Annotated in this window: 24 protein-coding genes; 23 read left to right on the top strand and 1 reads right to left on the bottom strand. The window is 46.2% G+C overall.

Translation table 11 applies throughout. The features are described 5' to 3' along the window. Positions 1-3: 3 nt before the first annotated feature. The 23 genes from J3482_RS15385 to J3482_RS15275 all read left to right on the top strand — a co-directional run bounded on the left by J3482_RS15385 (position 4) and on the right by J3482_RS15275 (position 20,466). A complete protein-coding gene (locus J3482_RS15385; RefSeq protein WP_021296022.1) occupies positions 4-621 on the top strand; it encodes a hypothetical protein in 618 nt (205 codons plus the stop codon). Positions 622-715: 94 nt separating this feature from the next. Continuing rightward, positions 716-1,312 (top strand): hypothetical protein, encoded by a 597-nt coding sequence (locus J3482_RS15380; RefSeq protein ID WP_021296021.1) that lies wholly within the window; start codon positions 716-718, stop codon positions 1,310-1,312. A 27-nt stretch (positions 1,313-1,339) separates the two neighbouring features. Beyond that, positions 1,340-2,632 carry a ParM/StbA family protein gene (locus J3482_RS15375; protein WP_206922674.1) on the top strand — a complete coding sequence of 431 codons (1,293 nt, stop codon included), beginning with the start codon at positions 1,340-1,342 and terminating at the stop codon, positions 2,630-2,632. After that, positions 2,623-4,134: a hypothetical protein gene (locus J3482_RS15370; RefSeq protein ID WP_206922673.1), complete on the top strand. Its 1,512-nt coding sequence runs from the start codon at positions 2,623-2,625 to the stop codon at positions 4,132-4,134. Before J3482_RS15375 ends, J3482_RS15370 begins: the two co-directional genes overlap by 10 nt. Continuing rightward, on the top strand, positions 4,134-4,628 hold the full coding sequence (locus J3482_RS21870; RefSeq protein ID WP_206922672.1) for a prepilin peptidase: 495 nt from the start codon (positions 4,134-4,136) through the stop codon (positions 4,626-4,628). Before J3482_RS15370 ends, J3482_RS21870 begins: the two co-directional genes overlap by 1 nt. A gap of 89 nt (positions 4,629-4,717) precedes the next feature. Next, a complete protein-coding gene (locus J3482_RS15360; protein ID WP_021296017.1) occupies positions 4,718-5,041 on the top strand; it encodes a hypothetical protein in 324 nt (107 codons plus the stop codon). 13 nt (positions 5,042-5,054) lie between these two features. Next, positions 5,055-5,936 carry a S1 domain-containing protein gene (locus tag J3482_RS15355; protein ID WP_021296016.1) on the top strand — a complete coding sequence of 294 codons (882 nt, stop codon included), beginning with the start codon at positions 5,055-5,057 and terminating at the stop codon, positions 5,934-5,936. Between the two features lie 92 nt (positions 5,937-6,028). Then, entirely contained in the window at positions 6,029-6,292 is a 264-nt protein-coding gene (locus tag J3482_RS15350) for an AbrB/MazE/SpoVT family DNA-binding domain-containing protein (protein ID WP_021296015.1), read from the top strand. Between the two features lie 627 nt (positions 6,293-6,919). Then, the gene (locus tag J3482_RS15345; RefSeq protein WP_031218403.1) at positions 6,920-8,032 is read left to right on the top strand and encodes a recombination directionality factor; all 1,113 of its coding nucleotides are present in this window, start codon (positions 6,920-6,922) and stop codon (positions 8,030-8,032) included. 22 nt (positions 8,033-8,054) lie between these two features. Continuing rightward, the gene (locus J3482_RS15340) at positions 8,055-8,519 is read left to right on the top strand and encodes a single-stranded DNA-binding protein (RefSeq protein WP_021296013.1); all 465 of its coding nucleotides are present in this window, start codon (positions 8,055-8,057) and stop codon (positions 8,517-8,519) included. A gap of 16 nt (positions 8,520-8,535) precedes the next feature. Further along, positions 8,536-8,700, top strand: coding sequence for a hypothetical protein (locus J3482_RS15335; RefSeq protein WP_161624341.1), 165 nt, complete (start codon positions 8,536-8,538; stop codon positions 8,698-8,700). Between the two features lie 569 nt (positions 8,701-9,269). Further along, positions 9,270-9,644, top strand: coding sequence for a hypothetical protein (locus J3482_RS15330; RefSeq protein WP_021296012.1), 375 nt, complete (start codon positions 9,270-9,272; stop codon positions 9,642-9,644). Between the two features lie 161 nt (positions 9,645-9,805). Continuing rightward, a complete protein-coding gene (locus J3482_RS15325) occupies positions 9,806-11,413 on the top strand; it encodes an AAA family ATPase (RefSeq protein WP_206922671.1) in 1,608 nt (535 codons plus the stop codon). A gap of 81 nt (positions 11,414-11,494) precedes the next feature. Further along, positions 11,495-11,782, top strand: a complete 288-nt coding sequence (locus J3482_RS15320; RefSeq protein ID WP_021296010.1) for a DUF4258 domain-containing protein — start codon at positions 11,495-11,497, stop codon at positions 11,780-11,782. Positions 11,783-11,832: 50 nt separating this feature from the next. Beyond that, positions 11,833-12,810, top strand: coding sequence for a hypothetical protein (locus J3482_RS15315; RefSeq protein ID WP_206922670.1), 978 nt, complete (start codon positions 11,833-11,835; stop codon positions 12,808-12,810). A 293-nt stretch (positions 12,811-13,103) separates the two neighbouring features. Continuing rightward, positions 13,104-13,289 carry a hypothetical protein gene (locus tag J3482_RS15310; RefSeq protein ID WP_021296008.1) on the top strand — a complete coding sequence of 62 codons (186 nt, stop codon included), beginning with the start codon at positions 13,104-13,106 and terminating at the stop codon, positions 13,287-13,289. A gap of 513 nt (positions 13,290-13,802) precedes the next feature. Beyond that, positions 13,803-14,012: a hypothetical protein gene (locus J3482_RS15305; RefSeq protein ID WP_206922669.1), complete on the top strand. Its 210-nt coding sequence runs from the start codon at positions 13,803-13,805 to the stop codon at positions 14,010-14,012. Positions 14,013-14,058: 46 nt separating this feature from the next. Beyond that, positions 14,059-14,616, top strand: coding sequence for a CHC2 zinc finger domain-containing protein (locus tag J3482_RS15300; protein ID WP_081654044.1), 558 nt, complete (start codon positions 14,059-14,061; stop codon positions 14,614-14,616). Further along, positions 14,585-15,526, top strand: coding sequence for a hypothetical protein (locus J3482_RS15295; protein ID WP_206922668.1), 942 nt, complete (start codon positions 14,585-14,587; stop codon positions 15,524-15,526). The genes J3482_RS15300 and J3482_RS15295 overlap by 32 nt, the downstream gene beginning before the upstream one ends. Positions 15,527-15,627: 101 nt before the next feature. Further along, positions 15,628-16,809 (top strand): DNA polymerase III subunit beta, encoded by a 1,182-nt coding sequence (gene dnaN / locus J3482_RS15290; protein WP_021296004.1) that lies wholly within the window; start codon positions 15,628-15,630, stop codon positions 16,807-16,809. Positions 16,810-16,896: 87 nt separating this feature from the next. Then, complete coding sequence (locus tag J3482_RS15285) at positions 16,897-17,811, top strand: DUF6744 family protein (protein ID WP_206922667.1); 915 nt, start codon at positions 16,897-16,899, stop codon at positions 17,809-17,811. Positions 17,812-17,890: 79 nt separating this feature from the next. Continuing rightward, complete coding sequence (locus tag J3482_RS15280; RefSeq protein ID WP_206922666.1) at positions 17,891-19,024, top strand: AAA family ATPase; 1,134 nt, start codon at positions 17,891-17,893, stop codon at positions 19,022-19,024. Further along, positions 19,009-20,466 (top strand): vWA domain-containing protein, encoded by a 1,458-nt coding sequence (locus J3482_RS15275; RefSeq protein ID WP_206922665.1) that lies wholly within the window; start codon positions 19,009-19,011, stop codon positions 20,464-20,466. The genes J3482_RS15280 and J3482_RS15275 overlap by 16 nt, the downstream gene beginning before the upstream one ends. A 224-nt stretch (positions 20,467-20,690) precedes the next feature. On the opposite strand, the gene J3482_RS15270 is transcribed toward J3482_RS15275, so the two are convergent. Next, on the bottom strand, positions 20,691-21,926 hold the full coding sequence (locus J3482_RS15270) for an IS110 family RNA-guided transposase (RefSeq protein ID WP_206922664.1): 1,236 nt from the start codon (positions 21,924-21,926) through the stop codon (positions 20,691-20,693). Positions 21,927-22,400 lie beyond the last annotated feature (474 nt).

The following is a 22,400-nucleotide window of genomic DNA, read 5'->3' as shown; positions in this document are numbered from 1 at the left end:
TGAGTGAAAAATAGTGACCGTTTGGTAAAACTACTTTCTCTTGTATTTTCCGTGTACAGCCCTCTACACGTCTTAACCGTTGTTCTCACATATCTGATGCATCGTCGCTCAAAATACATTCTGTTTCCTCTTTTTATTCTGCTCATAGTTAGCTTTGATGGAATTTTCAAGACCGACGATGGACTGGAGATTTTAGCTGGTTTTGCGGTGTTAACTGGACTCTACATGGGTTGGGTAAAAATCCTGCGGCAAGATTATATGGTGGGGAGTATTGTTGCATATCCTATTCATCCTTGGTTGAACGGGAGAGTACGGAAACTGACGGGGTATTCTAACGTGTCTCGTGCAATTTATGAGCTCCACATCGACCCACGTTTGGAAAGGTCGGTAAGTGGCGTCAAAGCTGGGTTGCGTGTCGCACGAGACGCGAAACAGATCAGTCAACAATTAAGAGGTCATACAGCCGTAGGGACAACGTATGAAGGGGACCTCATGCAAATGGCTACAAAATATACCGGATCTAACGTTCGTACGATAGTTAGACTTGAAAATGTGCGGCCGTGGAGCGAGACTGCATTGTTCCCGAAGAAGAAATGGGACACATTTATATGGGAGTTTTAAAACAAAAAATCATCACGTTTTTGGCGCAAAAGCGCTCCTTTCACATGACAAACTTGAGTTAGTTCACAATTTGTCGAAAGGAGCGTTTCTTTTCTTGAAAAAACGGACAATCGGTTCTATTGCACTTAGTGTGATTGTTGTCGTAGGTGGCGGTATATCATATTTTGCATTCTCGCAAGGAAAGGGAACGTCAGTATCTACCGAAAAACCTCTTGAGTCAAAGTCGACACCAGTAAAGTCGGCTCAAAATACCACGGCACACCTCATTTCGCTTCAAGCACGTGAACATACTGTTTCGTCTAAGCAGGCTCAGCAATACCATACTATCCCCGTTATAACGTCCACAGGGCAATCTAAAACGTTGGATGTGGCCGATTCTCCAGTCGTATTTGTCTCGGACATGGACCCTTCTATACTTCAACAGTTAGGCGGAGGGAAGTACAAACACGAACCTACAATTGTCGTCACATGGCCCAAGCCAAATGAGACGGTGAAAACAGAACTTGAGAACGTGCAAAAAGAGGCAAAGTCTTTGAATCTCAAAGAAACAGTCGTTGCTTTGAACGGAAACTCAAAAAAATGGATTACCGGTGTGCCTGACACTTATGTTGAGAAGAACGGGAAAGTTACTGAAATACCGGGCATTCTGCCCGCAAACACGGCTTATAAATGGACATCAGTATTCAATTAACACGTATTTCCAGGAGGCAAACATCAAATGAAAATCGCTATTGATTTGGGGAATCGATTTGTAAAGGCAATCAACGAAAAAGGTGACCGAGTCATGTTACGTTCCGTCGTTGCACACGGACAACACCGCTCAGTCTTTTCGCTCTCAAGAAAACAGCCAGCCTCTGAAGAATCGATTCAAGTCACAGTAAAGGGCCAAGATTATCTTGTGGGCAAAATGGCAGAACGTTTCGGCTTGCTCCCGGAGTATGTTTTTGGTCGAGACAGATTCGATGGAGAAGCAGCCGAAGTGCTCATATGGACGGTGTTGTCTATGCTCGTTACGGATAACGAGGCTGTAGACCTTACACTAGACTACCCTTACAGTCAGTTCCATACGGTGAAGGGCAAGCTATCATCCAGACTTCGGGGTAAAAGCGAAACTATCGGACGCTACAAGTCTGAACCTGTCACTGTGTCAATTCGTAGCGTCAGCGAGTATCCTCAATCTCTTGTAGCCGCATATGCGTTAGCTCCTTCGATGCCGGAGTTGTTCGACACGGAAAAAGACGGATATATTGCAGTCGTTGATATTGGCGGTGATACCACAGATGTCGTTGTACTCGAGACTTTTGGTGGAGACATGATAATCCATGATGAAATCTCGGGCACAATTGCTCACGGTACCCGGGATCTCACACAAGTCATTCGTCGGAGTCTCGAAACTCAAACGGGCGATATCATGGACACTGACCTTGCAGACCGCGTCTTACACCACGGCAGCATGTATTACGGCGGCAAAGATTGGGATCTCTCTTGTGAAGTTGAGCAGGCAAAAAAAGACCTTGCGACTGTGTTGAAGTCGTGTATCTCAGACCTGTGGGGAACACGACAAAACCGAGTCCGTACGGCCATATTTGTCGGAGGTGGGGCCATGATTCTTGAGTCAGAATTGCAGGGATTCCACCCAAATCAAGCAATTGCTCATGATGCGCAATGGAAGAACGCTGAAGGATGCCTTCTGGCAGATTCAAACAAGAGTGAGACAGTTCGACAACGAGAAAGTGGACGAGAAAGTGTGCAACACAAAAACGCTGAAACGCGGGATCAAAGCGTAGAAAAGGAAAACAACCAACCAAACTCTGCGTCAAATACATTGATAGCCAGTTCTTCAGAACCAAACAAGCAAGAACAACAGAAGACTGCTGCCTTGGCAAATGATGAAACACCACTTTCAACAGAGCCACCTCGTGAAGCCAAAAATATTGATACCGGTTCAGAAGTGGATACAAGTGCAAGAGTACCTGGTCGCTTTCGTGAGGGTGCATCGGCATGGCGGTAATAACCGTATTAACAAGCAGATCACGTAACGTATCTCTTAAAACCTCATGGGTCAGCCAAGCAGCTTTTTTAGCTGTGCTGGCCTTCTTTTTTATCGAGTTTTATTCCACTCCGTTCTCGACTGGGGACACCATGTGGTCAAACTGGGTTGGTCAATGGATCGCTTTACACAGAAGCGTTCCTATGCACGTTTATGGAACATGGACTGCCGTTGGACAACGTTGGATGCCGCAAGAATGGGGATTTGAACTTTTACTTTATACGGTCAGTCATTATTTAGGTTATCGTGGCGTTGTCGCCATGATGACTTTAGTATCCTTGCTAACTTGGAGTATCTTTTACGATGTATTGAGATATTCCAATGTCCCTTATGCGCGCGTTTGGGCCATTATAGCCGGAATTCTCTCAACACCTTGGGACCAAATCCGTGCAGAGACATTTTCGTATCTGTTCATGGTAGTCACATTGTGGATCGTGTTCCGTATAAAGAAATGGTTACTGCGAATCGTAGCTTTATCTCTTTTACAAATCATTTGGGTCAACATGCATGGTTCGTTCATGTTAGAGTGGTTGTTCACACTCTCTATAGGGCTCATCACGCTCATTCCATCTGTTAAAACGCATTGGATACAGCATGAGCGTAGTGTTAGACAAGATTTCTTTAGGTCATTAGTGACAACAGGGGTACTCTTTTCAGTATCGCTTATCAATCCACAGGGCTTCAGCATATATCGTTTTGCGCTATGGCTCTCCGCAAAATCGGGCGTACAGAACTACATCATGGAATGGCAACCGGCCACAATTACCGAATGGATAACGACGTCCTTGAGTCTCATTATTGCAGTTATGCTCGTAATACGCATACAAAACAAAGAGCGACTCAAACTCTTTCAAACGATCTGGGCAGTAATTGTTTTTCTTATGTTTTTAAAATCGGTCAGATTTGGATCCTATGCGCTTATCCTTACCGTATGGGCATTTGCGCCTCGCACCAAATATATACCAAAGTCCCTTTACGCTCGGTTTAAGAGGTTACGGTTCCCGCGGGAGCTATATACGGCACTACGGCTTGGGCTATTCATTGGTTTGTCCCTGCTTATTGTTGAAGGCATCAGTTCAGTACACGGCAGTCTATATGCGAATGCCAACGCGAGCGTAGAACCACATGCAGTAGTTGTCGTAAAGCAGATTGAACAAAAACATCCAACGTGGCGGGTATGGAACGATTACAACATCGGTGGAACGCTTGAAACGATGGGTGTACCAGTAAGCATTGACGGACGCACGGAAATCTATTTGAAAAACGGATACATGGAAAAATTCAGCACGATTCTAGATGCAAAAAAAGGTGCTGAAAGGTACCTGAACCAGGAACACGTAAACGTCGTTTGTATTCAAAGTAAAGAGGCATTAAATGAATTGCTAAGTGACCTTCCGGATTGGAAACTTGTTTATTCGGATCAAGGCTATGTGGTATTTGAGCGGGTAGGAGTGGGGCAGTAATGGGGGCTTTTTGCGTCGATTCTTGCCTCGCTCTAGGTATGCTCCTTTGGGCGTCTTATCAAGATATCCGCGACTTCACAATTCCTATGCTGTCCATTCTATGCGGGTTTATTGGCGGATTCCTATCGGGACTCTTGTTAAGTGGGTTACACGGGCTCATCGAATCAAGTGTAGGAGCTGTAATTGGTTTAGGACTAGGACTACTGATGTTTCAAATGGTGCGCCTCGGAATTGGTGATGTGTTACTTTTCTCGGCACTGGGTAGCATTCTGGGTCCAACATCTATGTTGTGTGTGTTCGTGGTCTCAAATACTGCTGCGTTAATTCGACTCATCATTCCAGTACTTAGACGCCATAGGTACTCAATGCCAAAACCATTCCGCCGATGGATACATCCATTCTTAAAACGAAACCGTGTGAAACGTATAGCCTTTGCTCCCTATATTCTCTTGGGCACGCTTGTGATAACCTGTGCGCTCGCTGCAAAAAAGTAAAGTGGCACGTTTTTATCACGAAATCTAGATAATCCTGCCTGAAAATATCGGTATAAGACAAGAATTTGGTAAATGGGGGTGACTCGCTTGTGACAGAGAACACGTCTGAGCGTACGGCAGAAGAAGAAGCCCGTATACTGCGGCGTGTCGTTCGCCGTGAAAACCGCAAGCAGCTCAAAAAGGGTGAAACAATTCGTGTTGAGGGTCGTCTTAATGGAATCAGACAATCTGGCATTGTTACACTAACACTTCTTGAAATACCGCAACCTGACAGCATGTTTGCAGAAGACATTTCGGAACTAACTAACCTTGCTTTACGTCATGCGCATGAAAGATGCGAACGCCTTAGATATAAGAAAGTCCTTGGCGTGCACTTTGACGGAAAAGTTTGGAGCGCAAAACTCGAATTCTAGGGGGACTGTAAGAATGAACGAAGACGTAGTGTACGTAAATATCACCTCGGAAGGCGCCCAATTGAACCCGCAAACACTCGATGATGAGCGCCATGCGACAAATATGTTTCTCATGTGGGCGTCCAACGACACGGTTATGCAACTTCAAGTGATGTCTACCAACGACAAGGTGAAATACTACGTAAACACCGCGAATGGTCAAGAGTGGAAAGAGGAAAATGCCATCACTGTAAAATATGGCCCAGTATTCGGGAAGATCCCGTGGTCTGAAGCTGGATTCGCAAACGAACGGCAAGCAGAACGCTACTTCAATCGTTTTATCTCTGCTGTGCCGCACCATTTTATCCCCAACGTCGACGGAGAGAGTGTTTTTGTCTTTTCTCGCCAACGAGCGTTGGAGATAATGCGCAATGCGAACGTCTCTAAAGTAGTAGCCGGCGCAACCTGGACAGCAGTCATTAAGCGGAGAAACGATTATGGCTATATCGTAGATGTCTCCGGAAATGATATGTGGTTACCTATTTCATTGGTAGACCATAAAGTGTCCAAACCATATGAGCTAGAAATAGGTGAAATGATTGAAATCAAAATCACGAGTAATACGACAGAGGGGCGCATTCGGCGAGTAATTGTATCAAGGAGGGATGCAAAACCCAATCCGTATGACTTGTATCATCAAAAATATTCAACGGGAGTCAGTTATCCTGCAGAGGTGTCTAGTGTTTCTGGCCGAACGGGAATGGCCGTGTTGCCTGGGGGTGTGATGGTACGTATCCGACAACGTGAGGATACGAGGGGCACGCTACGAACCGGCAGTCATGTAAAGGTTCGCCTGAATCGAAAATCGGAAAAGGACAAGATGTTCATCGGTGATGTTGAACGAATTCTCATGTGAGAGTACCCATGCAAGGGGTTCAAAGTTACAACTTGGAACTATATACTTAATAAACAATACGTTTGAAATTATGGAGATTGGAGGTGTGAACTGTGAAATCAACTGGTATAACTCGCAAAGTGGATGAATTGGGTCGAATCGTGCTGCCGATTGAGTTGCGCCGAACCTTGGGAATTAAGATCAAAGATGCCTTGGAAATCTTCGTTGATGAGGATCGAATTATCCTGCGTCAATATGATCCAGCTTGTATGTTTTGCAATTCTGCAGATGAACTAACTACATACAGGGGCAAACGCATCTGCAAAGAGTGTCTAAAAGAGGCACAAACGGCCGTCAAATCGCCCATTCTCACTTAATCAGAAATTTCCATAAGGAGACCCGCGGATAAAACTGCGGGTTTTTTTGTTAGAAGTGGGACATAAAAGTACCTCCGATTTATGTCAATACAGCGTTCCTAAAGCCCTCTTTTTTGTGCTATTAAGACTTGCGAGAAATTGAATATGGGTATAATCTGAAAGAGAAATTAGAAAAACTTTCCCTCTTATGCGCTTGAATCCATTACGTGGAGAGCAAAGAGGAGCCTAGGAAGCTATTACATAGCGAACCGCAAGGGGAAACTAGGCAGCATGTCACTCGTCGCACACTCACGGCAATACCTCTTGTTCAGTTGCAATGATGGCTGAACTCACTATGTACGCCAGCAGATGCACTAGGACGTGCACGTGTGCATAGGACAGGAGCTCACTTTCGCACTTACCCTCGGGTAGGTAGCGCCACCTTAACCTTTTCGCAATACCAAACCTTTGATCGGAATCTGCTTAAGTGGCAGTTGAAAGGCAATCGCAAGACCCGTGTTGGTTAAATGACCATCATGAAAGGTCTTTGTCGGTTGCCTTTTTTTGCGTTCCGATCTCCCCCTGCCGCCCAGGGTATCTTATTAGCTCCCAAGGCGGCGGCGCCGGGAGTATCGGAAGGTGAGAAGAATGATAAAAGGGTTCAGTGAACCAAAACGAATTCCGAGAGTCGGGAAAATCTATCTTGGCGTTAAGACTGTCAACGATGGGGGAAAAGAATACCCGAAAGCAACTGATTACTTTGTGGTTCGAGCCGATGGCACGAATACTAGTGACCAGGCTGCAGCTGCTTTTCACGAAGTGTACGGGGATAAACCAAAGGAAATCACAATTTGCTTTCCAACCGATGATCCCGAACAGTTTATGCCACAGGCCTTATGTTCCTACAAAGGTAGTCAGGGACGTGGCCGGCTTTGGTGCAAAGGTGATGGTGAAACTGCCGTTCGGGAGGATGGAAACGGAGGATACACGCAGGTTCACTGCGCGTACAAAGAATGCGAGTTTTACAAAGCAAAACAGTGTAAGGAGCTAACCCGTCTCATATTCCTCCTTCCCGAAGTAAAGGGAATCGGCATTTGGGAACTGGATAGTACCTCGTATTACACTTCACAAAACCTTATCGGTTCAATTCAACTCATTCGACAACTCACGCGAGGCCGAATCGCAATGATTCCATTAACGCTACGCGTTGTGCCTATGCAGGCTCAGGTCGCAGGACATCCAAAGACAATCTATGTTTTGGATCTCAAACTCGAAAACGTGAAAATGATGGACCTTCTTAACAAAGTAGCTACCATCGCCCTTGATGAACCGACAATGGACTTTGAACGCCCGAATGATAATGAGATGCCGGATGATCTATACATTGAGTCAAGCATTGTTCCAGACGATTCAATACCATCGCAGACTCTATCGAGTATTCCAAAATCCACTATAAACCCACAGCCAGCAAAGCAGAATCCTATAAGTGGCTTACCCGTAATTCCTGTCGCTGACTTAGGCGAAGGCGAAACGGTTGGTGTATTGGTGGACTCTGAGTTTAAAAAGCACAAAGGCCAAGACTTCGTTAAGTTAACCATCGAAATGGCTAGGACAGGTGACAGGGTAGAAGCAATGACAGGGGAAACTGAGCTGGTTAGTGCGATCCGTCAATTACAAAAAGGTACAACGATTCACATCAAATCAACCAAGCTAGAAAGAGTACCAACACCAGTAATTCAAGAACTAGCAATTGTATCCTAACTTATCGAAAGGTGTGTTTTGCATGTTAAATCGAGTGATTCTAATTGGTCGCTTGACTGCGGATCCAGAGCTTAGATATACAAACACAGGCACCCCAGTAGCTTCGTTCACCTTAGCCGTTGACCGTATGCGTACAGACTCCCACGGTAACCGACAAACAGACTTCATCAACATTGTGGTGTGGAGAAAGCAAGCAGAAAATGTATCACAGTATCTGCAAAAAGGTCGGTTGGCCGCGGTCGACGGAAGGTTGCAAATACGCAGCTATGATAATCGGGAAGGTCAGAAAGTACGTGTTGCGGAAGTCATCGCCGATTCAGTGCGGTTCCTCGACCGTGGTGACAACAACGGCAACGGTGGAACACGTAATAACACACCGCAAAACACGTCAAACGCAAACTCCAACGATCATCGTCTATCATATGAGGACGATCCCTTTGCGGACGATGACATGCCTGAAATATCGGATGACGACTTGCCATTTTGATAAGGAGGTCATCTCGATGAGATATATAACGTCAACGAAATCTAAAACGAGTGCCAATAGAACCAAACGATTCTTAGAGGTACACGGTATTCCATGTATGATTCGTAAAAACAAGAGTACCTACGTTTTGTTTACGCCGGACGAATACGTTCGTCGCGCTAAACAATTGCGTCACGCGTAATCAATCACGAATGAAAAGGAGGGACGCCCCTCTCGTTCAACACTGCGAGAGGGGATAGCCCTCATATCGTGGTGAACGATGGGCATACGAATGAATCACTGTAACCATGACGACTGCGCGTACAAACGCAAAAGTTGGTTGAAAGGCACAAAAGACCTTGACCTACACACAGATGAACTAAGATCTTACCTACGCCGTGGCATTGATTTGGATTGGTCAGGTCATGTAACTGATCGCGAAATTAAAAGAAAAATTACGTCCATTGAATCCACGGAAGCACTATTGAATGGTGAATGTATTTGGTATGCAACCATTCAGAATGATATCCGTGGAAAAACTCACCACTGGATCTGGATGGGTTATTCGAAAATCGGGAAAGCACAATACAGGCCTTTACACTTAGTTCTCTCAGCTCCATATACAACGAACATAGAACGAGTCTCTGTTCTGACCGTTTATGACCCATCTATAAGTCCGTGGATGTGGAATAAAACCTTTGATATTAAACTTTGCTGGCATAAGCAACGCTTATAATGAAAACATGAAAATGCAACCAAGGGGTTGATGACATGTTTACTTGGGACGATGCGGACCAGCTAGAGGAGAGATTACAAATCATGTTGGCCCTCAAGGCAGCACTGTACACAAAGGGAAACGAAGAGATGTTAATAGAGCGAGCAATTGAAGCTTATATCGAGGACAAACCGAATGTTTCTGAGGTAGTTACTTGCGGGAATTGTTGCAAGGATTATCCTGTCGCCCCAAGAGAGATGGTTATCCCAGAGAGGAACATTCGATTTCAGGATGTACCGCTTGGATACTGCCCAGATTGTAAAATACAAATCGGTAGTTTGTTCTTGTTTGCCGCACTTGAACGGCTTGCAAAGCAACTACCAGATGGAACAACGATGTCATTGTCGGAAGCTCTCACCTATAAAGGGTAGGGAAGTACAAATCATGAGTATCACGAGCGGATAAATGTACGCCTTGTGAACCAATTGAAAACAGAGCCTAATGGTTCATATCAAAAGGTCAACGTAATCCACGGCAAATGCCTTGGTTTGTGTTGGTCTTTTTTATTTTAACCAGAGAGGGTGAACGAACAATGAAACTAAAGATGGTGATTGTTGAAAATTTCCGTTGTTTTGCAAACGAGACGTTTAGCTTCTCAGACGAAACAATCGTTCGTGCGTTTAACGGAGCAGGCAAGTCGACTATCGCAGAAGCCGTTGTGTGGTGTCTTTATGGTACCAACATTATGGGAAGTAAAAGATATGACTCCGTGCTTATGCGCGAAGGTACGAACAACATGAAAGTGATAACGGTCTGGGAAACGGCGAGCGGTCAGGATGTTACAGTAGAGCGAGTCAAACCAGAAACCGGTGGAGTAAAACAATTCATCAACGGAAACAAAGTTAAACCAGGTCAACTTGAGTCACTGTTTTTTAACTCAGTCCAAGAGTTTCTTTCCGTGTTTATACCGGGCTACTTCAGCTCTATTGAGCCAAAAGACGCAAAGGCTATTATTGCTCGATATAGTGATGTGGAGCCAAACATCGTGCTTTCAAGCCTACTTCCAAAACATAGGGGGGTTCTTGAAAACGAGAAGTTCGGCATGGGTTATGACTCCATTCAGATACTTGCAAAGAAAGCCTCTACAGAACTCAGGGAGTTGACGGAAGACCTATTGAGACTCGATGGTGAGATTTCGACCTACGAGGCTATCTTAGCCGAACCTAAGCCAGAACAGCCCAAATCGCTTGTGACAGAGGAGATTAAAGCTCAGGTCAATCGTTATTCCGAACGAATTGCTGAGTTCGATTTCACTCAGAAAAACGTCATGAATCAACGGAAAGAGCTGAACACACAAATCTATAGAAAACAGGAGACCTACAAATCAATCCGGGCCCAGCGTAAAACGCTCGATGATACATGTCCTACCTGTAAGCAAAAGCTTCTCGGCGATGCTCTAAAAACTGCAAAACAAGAAGTAGAGTTTCACAACGCAACGGTAGAACGAGAATTGAAGAAAATTGAACTAGAGGGCATCGAGCTTCGTAAGAAGCTGGAGGAATTACAGTCTCTTGAAAGCCACAAAACCATTTCTGAAATTGAAAAGATGAGAAACTTCGTTAACAAAGTCAATACTCAACTTGGAAACGAACGTGATGCTTTTACACGCTACGAAGAATGGCAAAAACGATATGACAGAGCATCCAATGAATTAAACCGGCTCAAAGGTATACGAGAGATACAACAGGAAAACATTGAGAAACTATCTCTCAAAATAGAAGCCACCAAAGCGTTTCGTTCACAGTATGTTCGGATGCAGCAGAATAAAATCGATAAGCTATTGGATAATGTAAAAATTCAACTGTTTAGGGTTAATGAGGATGGAGAGGTCTTAGACGGGTTTCGCATTCTTTGGAATAACAAACCATACAATTTACTCTCTCACTCTGAAAAAGTTTGGTGCGATCTTGAAATCGGCCGTGCGATTTTTCAACTTCGCCCGAATCCGGAGCCATTCCCGGTTTTCGTAGACGACGCTGAGAGCGTGCTCAACCTATTTAACACTCAACATGATCGTCAAATCATCGCGGCATACGCGTACCGTAGTAGCTTAATTGTCGAGGAACGTAAGTTGACTGCCTTACACCTTGAAGAAGAAATACGGAACTTGCAATCTCTAATCAGCTCACGGAGTGCGTAACCGGTGTAGACCACCGCAGACATCGATATGAAGAAAACATATCGAGGACGACGAGGACGAAAAGACTAGGAGGAAAATATTATGAGAAATTACTCAAAGCCTAAATTTCTGTTTACTGAACATGCGGTAAAACGTATCGTAAAGCGTAGAGTACCGATATCATCAATTTCATTGGTCGCTCAAGTTGGTATCACAATTCAAAGCACCAACGATAGAGTGATGAAACGTGGAGATGTAAATGGACAACAAATTCATGTTGTGATTGAAAAGCCATCCACTATCATATCGGTATATTTCGCTGATCAATGGAGTAGCACAATTGACGTAACTCGTCACAAACCACAGCGCCTAAAGCGTACATTTGCATAAACATCCTGGTTCCTGAATGAGGATAATCCCCATTCAGGAACTATCTGGAGGTGAAAGCCAAAATGATCCACCACTTACTTCTTAGAATTTGGGACCACAGCCGCCCTCTACCTGCTTTCATCACTGCAGCAATCTACCTCGCCTTTTCATTTTTTCTTCCTAAACTCCAACATTGGTTTCCGGAAGGCTCAAAGAATGAGTATAAGCTGCGAGTGACCCTTTACGTTTCACTCGTCATCGCAACCGGCTACGTAACGTTGCCAAGTGATCCAGTGATTAAGGTTGGCGACTTTCCGATTCCAAGGGCACTTTACTGGGTTGTGGCATGTGGAATTACCTTTGCGGTTGTGAAGATATTCACGACACTCCTATCTTTAAGCCTATACCAAGGTATTCTCCCAGATGCCCTTAAACTAAACAGTGAACGACGAGAGCAGGGATTGAAAAACGAACTCGCATTGAATGCTGTCTGCTCTAACGCGATAACAGGAGCATTTTTCGAAGAGGCACGAGAGTACTTGAGGGCAACTCGCCTTTATATTCGAGACGACTACCAATTTTCTATAGAAGTTAGCAACGCTTTTTCTGCTCAGCTCACTAGAGCGTTGAGTGAGTCAAATATTAGAAGTGATTGTGCGACATTTATGATTCGCGACGTTGAGAACGGGTCAAATGATTTTCGCCTCTGTCCTCGACCAGCCAGAAACATTGCAAAAGAAGCTGTACGTCAGTGGAAAAGACAAATTTCTCATGACGAACCGGTCATCGTTGATTCTGTTGCTAAGTTTGAACAGAAAACTGTGGTTGCAATTATCCCACCCGGTTATTTGCCATATATTGTTGTATTTTGGTCAGATGAAGTTCTTCCAACGTACCCAATTGTGAATGCACTTCTTGCATTTGATAGTCTAATGACATCAGATGAGATTTGGAACTTTCATAGAGTGCATTCCGAATACATTTCAAAATTCGGTGACCCAGATGCGGTAAATAGTCATTTGGAGAGTATCTTCCAAAATGCCGAATAAAGCTATATGATGAAATAGAAGGTGGTGGACATGCCTATGCTGAAGCAACCGACTCGAAAGCCGAACAATTCTTCGACGCGCGCGCGCACAAAAAATGTACAAGCAGTTCTATTAAAGGCATTCTCCTCTTCTAACGCGAGTCCAGTAAAACCAACCGTAACTCGCGGACAACGAGAATGGATTAATTACATCGCAAAGTAACGCTATAATTATCATAACCCCTTCTTCTCAGTGAAGAAGGGGTTTATTTGCGTCCTGCTATGCCCATCCTATTAGGGATAGGAGGACGTATTGTGAAAAAGAAACAAAAAGGCTGGAAGTCACAATCAGATACTGAACTTGCAAAAGAATCGCTAGACAAATTTGGAGAGGTAATGAAGTCACATCTAGAAAAACAGCGACACCGAGCGACAAACCCGTCTCCTAGTCAAATTAAGAGCCTAGATAAGTATCACAAGTTTTTAGATTCGAAAGACTAAAGCATCTTGTCAACAAACACATGTTGGAGTAATCTGAAAGAGAAATCAGAAAAACTTTCCCTCTTATGCGCTTGAATCCATTACGTGGAGAGCAGAGAGGAGCCTAGGAAGCTATTACATAGCGAACCGCAAGGTGAAACTAGGCAGCATGTCACTCGTCGGTACTCAGTCACTCGTCGCACACTCACGGCAATACCTCTTGTTCAGTTGCAATGATGGCTGAACTCACTATGTACGCCAGCAGATGCACTAGGACGTGCACGTGTGCATAGGACAGGAGCTCCTTTCGCACTTACCCTCGGGTAGGTAGCGCCACCTTAACCTTTTCGCAATACCAAACCTTTGATCGGAATCTGCTTAAGTGGCAGTTGAAAGGCAATCGCAAGACCCGTGTTGGTCTCACATGACCATCACGAAAGGTCTTTGTCGGTTGCTTTTTTTGCGTTCCGATCTCCCCCGTCGCCGGGGTATCTTATTCACTCCCCGGCGACCTTGCGGGGAGATTTCGGAAGGATGGCTGACACTATGCACATCAACGCCCCAAAGAAAATCACTCGACTAGGATGGCTTCAACTTGATGTCCAAGAAACCACGGAAGAGATACTTTCAAACGGAGATAGCCCCTATCGTGATCAGTTAAACGACATTACGATTGGCGAACTTTGCCCGAACTTGTTTGACATGTCACAACAGCAATCCCAACCGGCAAGCACGGTAGCCTAATTAAGTTTCACCCGGTTACGTCGTTGCAGAAAGGAGTGGGGACGGGTTGTCAGTTGTCATTCAAGAACGTTCGTCAATCACCATCGTTGACCTCGCTGAACAGGCTAGCCTCAAACTAACACGTATGAGGAAGCATGGTCAGTACAAAACGGATTGCCCGTTTTGTGGGGATATGAGGCAAAACTTAGAGCTTAACGCGATGAAGAACGTGTTCCACTGCTGGGTTTGCGATGCCGGCGGTGGACTCGTTAAATTCTACGCGTTACTCCACGACGTATCAGAAGACACTGCGAGAAATACCTTGTTCCCGCTCAAGGCCGGGCAACGTCGTTTTACTCATCCAGCGTTGAATCTCACGCAGGCGGAGTTAGATGAAATCGGGTTTGAGCTTGGGCTCATCCACAAACGGCCAGCGTCCTGGTCACCTCAGAAATGGGGGCAGTACCGTAAAAGGACGCTCGACTGGGTGTGGTTTGAGTGGAAGAGGTATAACGCATGGAAAAAACAATTCAATCGACGTATCGGACGTTTGCTTGAACAAGCTGAACATACGTCGAGTGAGGGGGAACAGCATGTTGAAACTGAGCGAACAGGTGCTCGTTGAAAGCCCGACGGCTCGTACGTCCCTGCTCAATCAGACGGACGTGCTAGACCGTGTGAAAAAGTTATCGACACTGCCAGGCGACATATACGTATCGCTTGAAATGGCAGCAAGCTATTACGAAGTTTCAAAGCAGACTATTGCTAGTCTCATTCATGACCATCGTGGTGAGTTTGAGAACAGTGGTTTGCGTGTGCTGCAAGGCGAAGAACTGAATTCCCTCAAGGAATTCAGTTGTATTGGCAAGCGTGCTCGGTCCCTAACCGTGCTACCGCGACGCGCAGTACTTCTTGTCGGGATGTTCCTGAGAGATTCCGAAGTCGCAAGACAAGTGAGGACTTACCTTCTTGATAAAGAGTCGGTGGAAACCACCGAACCTGATACCCGCACCGCGATCCTAAGATGGGTCGCGGCCAACACGAAGGTGATCAGCGACATCGTACTGGATCCTCGAGAGCGGATTCGATTCATGGAGCGTATCTATTCGTTCGCAGGTATCCCACATGTTGAAGAACGAAGTACGAGACAATCATCGACAATTCAAAGTCCTGTACTCGCTATCGTGGAAAAGACGCAGCAACGGCTAGGACGTTGGTACGCTTGTCACGATATAGCAGAACGATATGGTCTCTATTCGATAAATCATAGACTCCATATCCAACTCGTGAGTGCAATCATACAGACCTTCGGTGAATTGCAATCTGAAGTAGATGTGAAACCCGTGTTGGTCACAACAAACTCGTCTAAGAAAGCGGAAGTCATCTCGTTCATGTATAGCGAACGAATCGCGAAGCGTGTTGGCAAAGAGATGGAGCGTCTTAATTGGCCTGACCTCGTTTCCATCAAGGGTACACGCTTCAAAGTGATGTACCGAAACAAACCAGACAACGGTCGCGTAGCAACGTTAGCATAACTACAAACAACTGAATCCTCGGTTTTACCCTGCCGCCGCAGGTTCTGACAAAAAATCAGACCTTGCGCGGCGGCGCGGGGTCAAAAACGGAGAGATGCAATATGAAAGCTACATTCCAGCCGGAAATATTAATTAAGACCTTAAAGGACATTGTACGCGTCGCATCCAGCAAGACGACTGTGTATCGAAATGTCCTCATTACAGTTGATAAAGACGAGTATTGCGTTGACTTTACAGCTTCATCGGAAACCGTATCACTGAAACGCTCGTTGTTTGAGCGAATTGGTGATCCGACGGTTCGAATCGAGAAGTCAGGCACAATTCTCGTTCCCGCAAAGGAACTGCTTAATATCGTGAAGTTTGCAACCGACGAAGTGATCTTTGTACAGGATGGGTTACACCTCAACGTACGTTCCGGAAAACAAAGTGCAAAAATTCCGGGCCAAGATCCGAAGTTGTTTACTCCGTATCAGAACCGGGACGAAACAGCGCGTATGGAACTACCGGCTCCTGTATTACAAAATGCACTACAACGGGTTGTCTACGCGTGTTCGAATTCTGATGTACGCCCAATTTTAAAAGGAGTCAACTTAACAATTTCTAATGGAACCATGACGGCTGTTTCCACGGACGGTTTGCGATTAGCTAAAACGTCAGTCGGTGGGATTGTCATGGAAGGTGAAGACGAGCGCGAGTTAACCATCCCAAAAGAACCACTCGCTCACTTGTCCTCTATGTTGCCTTCGGATGACGACGAAACAGTTGTCCTAGAAATTGGCGAACGAGTTATGGTGGCCACGTGGTCTGATGGTGAAACGCGTCTTACTATGCGAGCACTCGACGGCACGTATCCTGATTATCAAAGGATCATACCCGCTTCGGTCCAGGTACAACTCGAAGTCAATCGAGCTGACTTGTTGCGCTCCTGCGAATTTGTCTCTTATTTTGCTGGAGACCAAGACCAAATGCGCACGATATTTGAAATCGCAAATGGCGAACTAGTGCTGTCTGCTGAGTCGAGCTTAAACGGAAAAGGTACTGATTCTGTGCCTCTCTTAAATCCCGAAGCAACCATTGAAAAAATGGCATTCAACTCTGTGTACTGGGTCGAAGCCCTTCGTGCAATGAGTTCGGAGAAAGTGGTAATTGGTATCAATGGTCCGCTTGTACCAGGGACAATCTCTGCGCCGGACACAGATTGTTTGTCACTAATCTCTCCGGTTAGATTACCTGCAGAACAACGGAGCCAAGACGAATCACAAGAACAAAAACAAACCGCGTAATCACCATGACTCAAAAAACCAAATAGGGAGGGAAGCCCCTGAATTGTATGGGGGGCTTCCCCCTATACGGTTGAAATGGGCGAAAACATGGCAATGACACAAGAAAAATTAACTCTTAAAGGTCTTACTGCAACCACCAGTGACGTAGAGTCCAGAATTGGACACTTTGTATGGTATGCGATGTCAGAACGATTAGTCCCGAAACAGCAGCTGTGGGAACTCTTTAAGGCCTCTGGCTTGCCTGAGGAATATCGTATTCCGGAGATTCGTCCAGCTGATGCATTCCGTCGTGCAACAAAAGAGTTAGAAGGACGGGTACGAGACTACGAAGGTGCTCGATTCCTCATTCGAGACGTAAAAACGGGTAACCGTAAAGAGGTCGTTCGACATTTGGTCATTGAAACGCCAACATCGGCTGAAACGAAACTCGACTACGACCCTCGAGCCGCGGTATTCGTGTTCAACCACGAGTACAAGACAACAAACGTAAAAGTCTTCAATGTAGACGACCCCAACGTGGTCAAAGCGGCCGAGGAGTTTCAGAATCTATATGGACTTTATTTAAACCACTTTGATGCCGATGCACGGCGTCGAATGGTGCGTTCTGTACTGAAAGACTTGTCTGCTACACCGCTCAAAGAGTCTGGTGGCGTCTACCTGGTGCCGCGCGACAATGAAGAGCTGTTGTTCCAACTCGTTCGATTTTTGTCGTCACTGCCACACACCTATGCGTATAAGCTTCCGGTGATGAACACCGAGGAATCCCGAGATATGGTGCGTGACGTAGTGACGCACAAAGCACAGACGTTCCTTACCGAGATGCGCGCTGCGCTCAAAGGTCAGATAGACGACAAAGAAGTACAAGCCCTCATGGCACGTGCACATTCAATACGAAACGAAATCGTAACCTACCAGAACATCTTGAAGGAGAGCATAGGCACGCTTGAAACGGATGTAGACATCCTACAAGCGCAAATGCGTGCCCTTCTCGAACAAGTCTAAGTTCTCTATACCCTGGCCATGCAGGGCTAAACCATTTAGCCCCCTAGCACGGCTTGGGGGCCTGAGGAGAGATTTAAGAATGAACCAACAACATATTATAGATAAAGTAAACGCGATTCGTTCCCATTTGACGGCGTCTTTCTTTGAACGTGAAGACGTGATCGACGGATTACTGACTGCACTCGTTGCACGTCAACACATTCTGTTGATTGGTCTCCCAGGTTCTGCGAAGAGTGCGATTACGGACGAGCTCTCTCAACTGATTGACGGGTACAAGTACTTTGAATGGCTCATGACGAAATTCACGACTCCAGAAGAGCTGTTCGGGCCATACGACCTACAAAAGTTGAAAGTTGGAGTCTATGAACGAATTACCACAGGGAAACTACCTGAGGCCCATTTTGGCTACTTAGACGAGGTATTTAAGGCAAGTTCCGCGATTCTAAATGCTCTACTGAAAATCGCGAATGAACGAGTCTTTTACAACGGGACAAGTGCCGTAAGAGTACCGCTTGGTACACTTGTTGGTACAAGCAACGAATTCCCCGAAGAAGAGGAGTTACAAGCTGTCTATGATCGCTTCGTGTTTCGGTTTCAGCCAGGATACATTCGCGAAGAACATAACTTCATTGCTATGCTGACCTCGCCACGTCCGGCTCGTCCGAATCTGTTGACGTTGCACGAATTACAACAGCTTCAACAGGCGGCGAAACTGATTAAGATTGACCAAAGCGTCGCAGAAGCGTTGCTCAACCTCAAGAACGACCTGATTCAGGAAGGCATTACGCTGTCGGATCGACGCTGGCGACAAATTGCTACGGATGTATTGCCGGCACGTGCGGTTCTCGCAGGAAGGGACCACATCATCATCGAGGAAGACGCTGAAATTCTTCAGCACACTCTTTGGGACGATCCTTCTCAAGTGGCAAAAGTGGCGTCCATCGTTCGTAAACGCCTCGATCCAGTCGCTGGACAAATCGCAGAACTGATCGAAGATGCACGCGACATCGCAAACAATGCGGTGAAGGCGAATGAAGACCAGGCCGTTCAAGTCGGCACCGAAGCGGTGAAGAAACTCAAACACATAAAGCAAGAGATACAGGCGTTTAAGACTGCTGGAGGCTCTCCATCTAAAATTGCGCGGATTGAAGAAGCTGAGTTGAAGGTGGATGCATTGCTGAAAGGGGTTATGTCCAAGTGTCTCGGGATTTAAGATTTGGGTCGATTGAAACGGATCGTTTCGACCGTCGCACATTTCAACGAGTATATGAAGAGTCAACAAAACTGCAAGAGGCCGTCAATAACCAACAGATTGATGGCGTTATTCCTGATGTGTGGGCGTCGCTCTACAAGAGCGCGCCTTCCTTCGCTTCCGATGCGTCTGTCGTAAACAAACGTGTCATGGAAACGTTGATGGCACAAAGCGCATGGAAGGATCTCCGTGGGATGACACAATTCGACGAATATGGTTCGGCGATTGGCTCTCTTGATTTACAAAAGAAGCTCAATGGAATTATCCCGGACGATGTGAAGAATGCGGCGCAAGCAGTTCATAAAATGCAACAACAGTTACAACAACTTCTTGACCAAGCAGAAGCGTATTCAGACGCAGCCGGTGGAGACCTAACGAGTCCCGCACAACACAAGGCCGACGAACTACATGCGCTAGCGAACGAACTTCGTCAGGCTTTGAATGGGGCAGAAGCTATTTTCAACGAAGCGTACGATACACATGGTTCGTCCATCGCGAGAGAGATGCGTCAAGCACTCGACGAAACCGTTGATTTGGCTACACAGGACGCTGACGCAATGCATGCCTTCGGTATAGAACCCGGCAACGGGAACCCAGTGAACGGCGCTGAACGTCTACTGCTCGCTGATATGCTGCGCAACGATCCGAAAATACGTGAAATCGCGAAGCTCGCCGGACGAATGCAGATGATCGCGTTAAAAAAACGTCGCAATCGTACACAGCACCCACCGACGGAAGTAGTCAATATTACCCTCGGGGATGACTTATCTCGGCTTGTACCATCTGAACTCGCTCTGTTAGCAGACCCGGATACAGAAGAAGAGTTTCTTCTCCGTTTCGCGGAAAAACGCTTATTACAGTACGAGCTGAAAGGATACGAACGAGAGGGACAAGGTCCCATTGTAGTATGTATAGACGAATCTGGTTCGACGGAAGGTGTAGTCGAAAAGTGGTTAAAGGGCATTGCACTTTCGCTTTTTGCTATTGCATCCAGAGAAAAACGAGCATTTGCAGTCATTCACTTTGCAAGCAGAGGTGAATGTTACGTCCAGAAATGGGCAAACCCTCGCATTGCACCGGCTACTGAGATTATTGAAATGGCTTGTCACTTCTTCGACGGTGGGACTTCCTTTGAGGAACCCCTTCGAGAAGCTGTAAAAGTCATGGATGACTCGGCATTTCAAAAAGGCGACATCGTTTTTCTTACCGATGGCGCAGCCTCGGTCTCCGATGAATTCTTGAACGGGGAGTTCCGACGGGTGAAGTCTGAGAAGAACTTCAACGTAATTTCAGTGGTGATCGGACATTCCGATACCGCCGTTCGACCCTTTACGGACCAGTTAGCCAAGCCACAGGTCGGGGACGATGATACGTTGTCGTATATCATTGAATCATTGAATTGAGAGTGTCGGTGATGATTTTGCACATTCTGTGCAACGGAGCCAAACAGAACGATAGCCCAGCGGTAAGATGTCAAGTCATTGATCTTGTGGAATTGGAAATGGATTCGGTAAAAGCCGGTAAATTGAGGTGAAGAAGGGTGCACTGAATAAGACCGCCTCGTATGCTGAATTTTCAATCCAGCATTGCGGTTTGGAAATTGGAAATTCCGGTTGGCGAGGTGAAGCTATCCCCTCCGCTCCGGTGGTGTGTACAGCTGGTTGGTGGTCAGTAGTGTGAACACCAAGCGTACCAGTTTTCGTGCAGTCAGGACGAGTGCTCTTTTATGCTTATGCTTCAATGCTTCATCGTGCTTTTTTTGGTAAAACGCTGCGTATTCTGAGTCGTATCTGCGAACCTTATCCGCAGCTTGAATCAGGTAATATCGCAGATATTTGTTGCCCGTTCGCATGCGCGACGTTTCGTCAGCCTCGTACTCGCCGGACTGGTATTGGTTCCATACGAGTCCCGCGTACTTGGCGAGTGCACTGTGGTTATTAAATCGCTTAATATCGCCAATTTCAGCGAGAAGTCCGGCGGCATAAACCGGACCAATACCCTGCACGCTCTCGAGCGTGTTGGGAATGGCTTTCATCAGTTTGGCAATCGCCTTATCAAGCTTCTTCACTTCGGACTCCATGTGTTGAATGACACTGAGCGTAACCGAGAGTGAGAGATTAACGGGATCCTTCATCACTTTGTCGAGACGAAACGAGTTCCGAGCGACCTTTTGCAGTTCTTTTGCTGTCTCTTCCGGGTTCTCGAACCGGTTGTTGCTCCTGTCGGTCAAGAAATCAATGAGTTCTTGAAGCGGCATTTGCACAATCTGTTCGGGTTCCAACTCTTGAATCACGGCGAGTGACGTTTTGCCAAAGGAATCGGAGAACGGATTGTCTTGACGAAGGCCACTGAACTTCAAGAATAGCTGGTTCAAGAAAAAAGTCTTGTCCCGTGTAATGCTTTGAACCAAGTGAAATCGTGTACGGGTTAAACGCTGTAATGCTTCAAATTGAACGGAATCAGTCATGGCTTGAGGAAGACGACCAAACCGCAGATGGTCTGCAATCACCCAGGCATCAATGCGGTCATTCTTTGGGAGGGTGTCATATCCCTTCTTAAAACGAGCCACCTTGCGTGCATTCAGGACGTGAATATCAGTCTCCAGATTGGGGCGGTATCCATCAAATTGCTGTTGAAGGTAATGCGCCAGATGCCAACCAAGGTTGGATGTGGCCTCCATGCCAATGACAACTGAATCCATGTGCTTGACCGTTGTGGTCTCCAACACCTTGCGAATGAGCGTGTCTGCGCCCGGCTGGTCATTGTGGACACTAAACGAAGCCAAGTCTTGTCCGCGCCCGTCCATGAACTGAACATGGTGGGAACGCAAGCTCACGTCAATACCAACATGCAGTTTAGACAATCGATTCACCTCCATTTCAGGTGATAGAGTCAAGTCAGTCCCGGACCTGGGTGCCCGTGGGAACCACTTACCTCAGCCTCGTCATCAGCACTCATCTGTCGAGGTGTCAATTGACGGGCCACTACGCCCCACCAAAAGACAGAGGTGCAACCAGCGGTTAAAGATTGGGCAGTGGGTCCTGGGTATCAGGCTATAAACAGCAGTACCAAAAGGTCCGCAAGGAGGATAAAGAAATATCCCGAGAAAAACTTGCTGACCCCATTGTCCCACAGGCAGGTCGGGAACAGAAAGCCACAGTCTGCAGACGTTGGAGCATCCTCCAACCAGACGCGGCTGAGATGGAATTGTCAAGGAACAAAGGCATGACAAAGAAGCTGTATTTGTCAAGCGAAAAATCCCCCACATGTTCACCGAAAAATCCCCCACCTAAAACTGGGCATCATGCAAGGTTTTGCTTTTCAAGCCACTCCTTCG

Source organism: Alicyclobacillus suci, assembly GCF_017329615.1.
GTDB lineage: Bacteria > Bacillota > Bacilli > Alicyclobacillales > Alicyclobacillaceae > Alicyclobacillus > Alicyclobacillus suci.
Note: the sequence above shows the minus strand (reverse complement) of the source record. Positions and strands in the feature narration are given on the sequence as shown.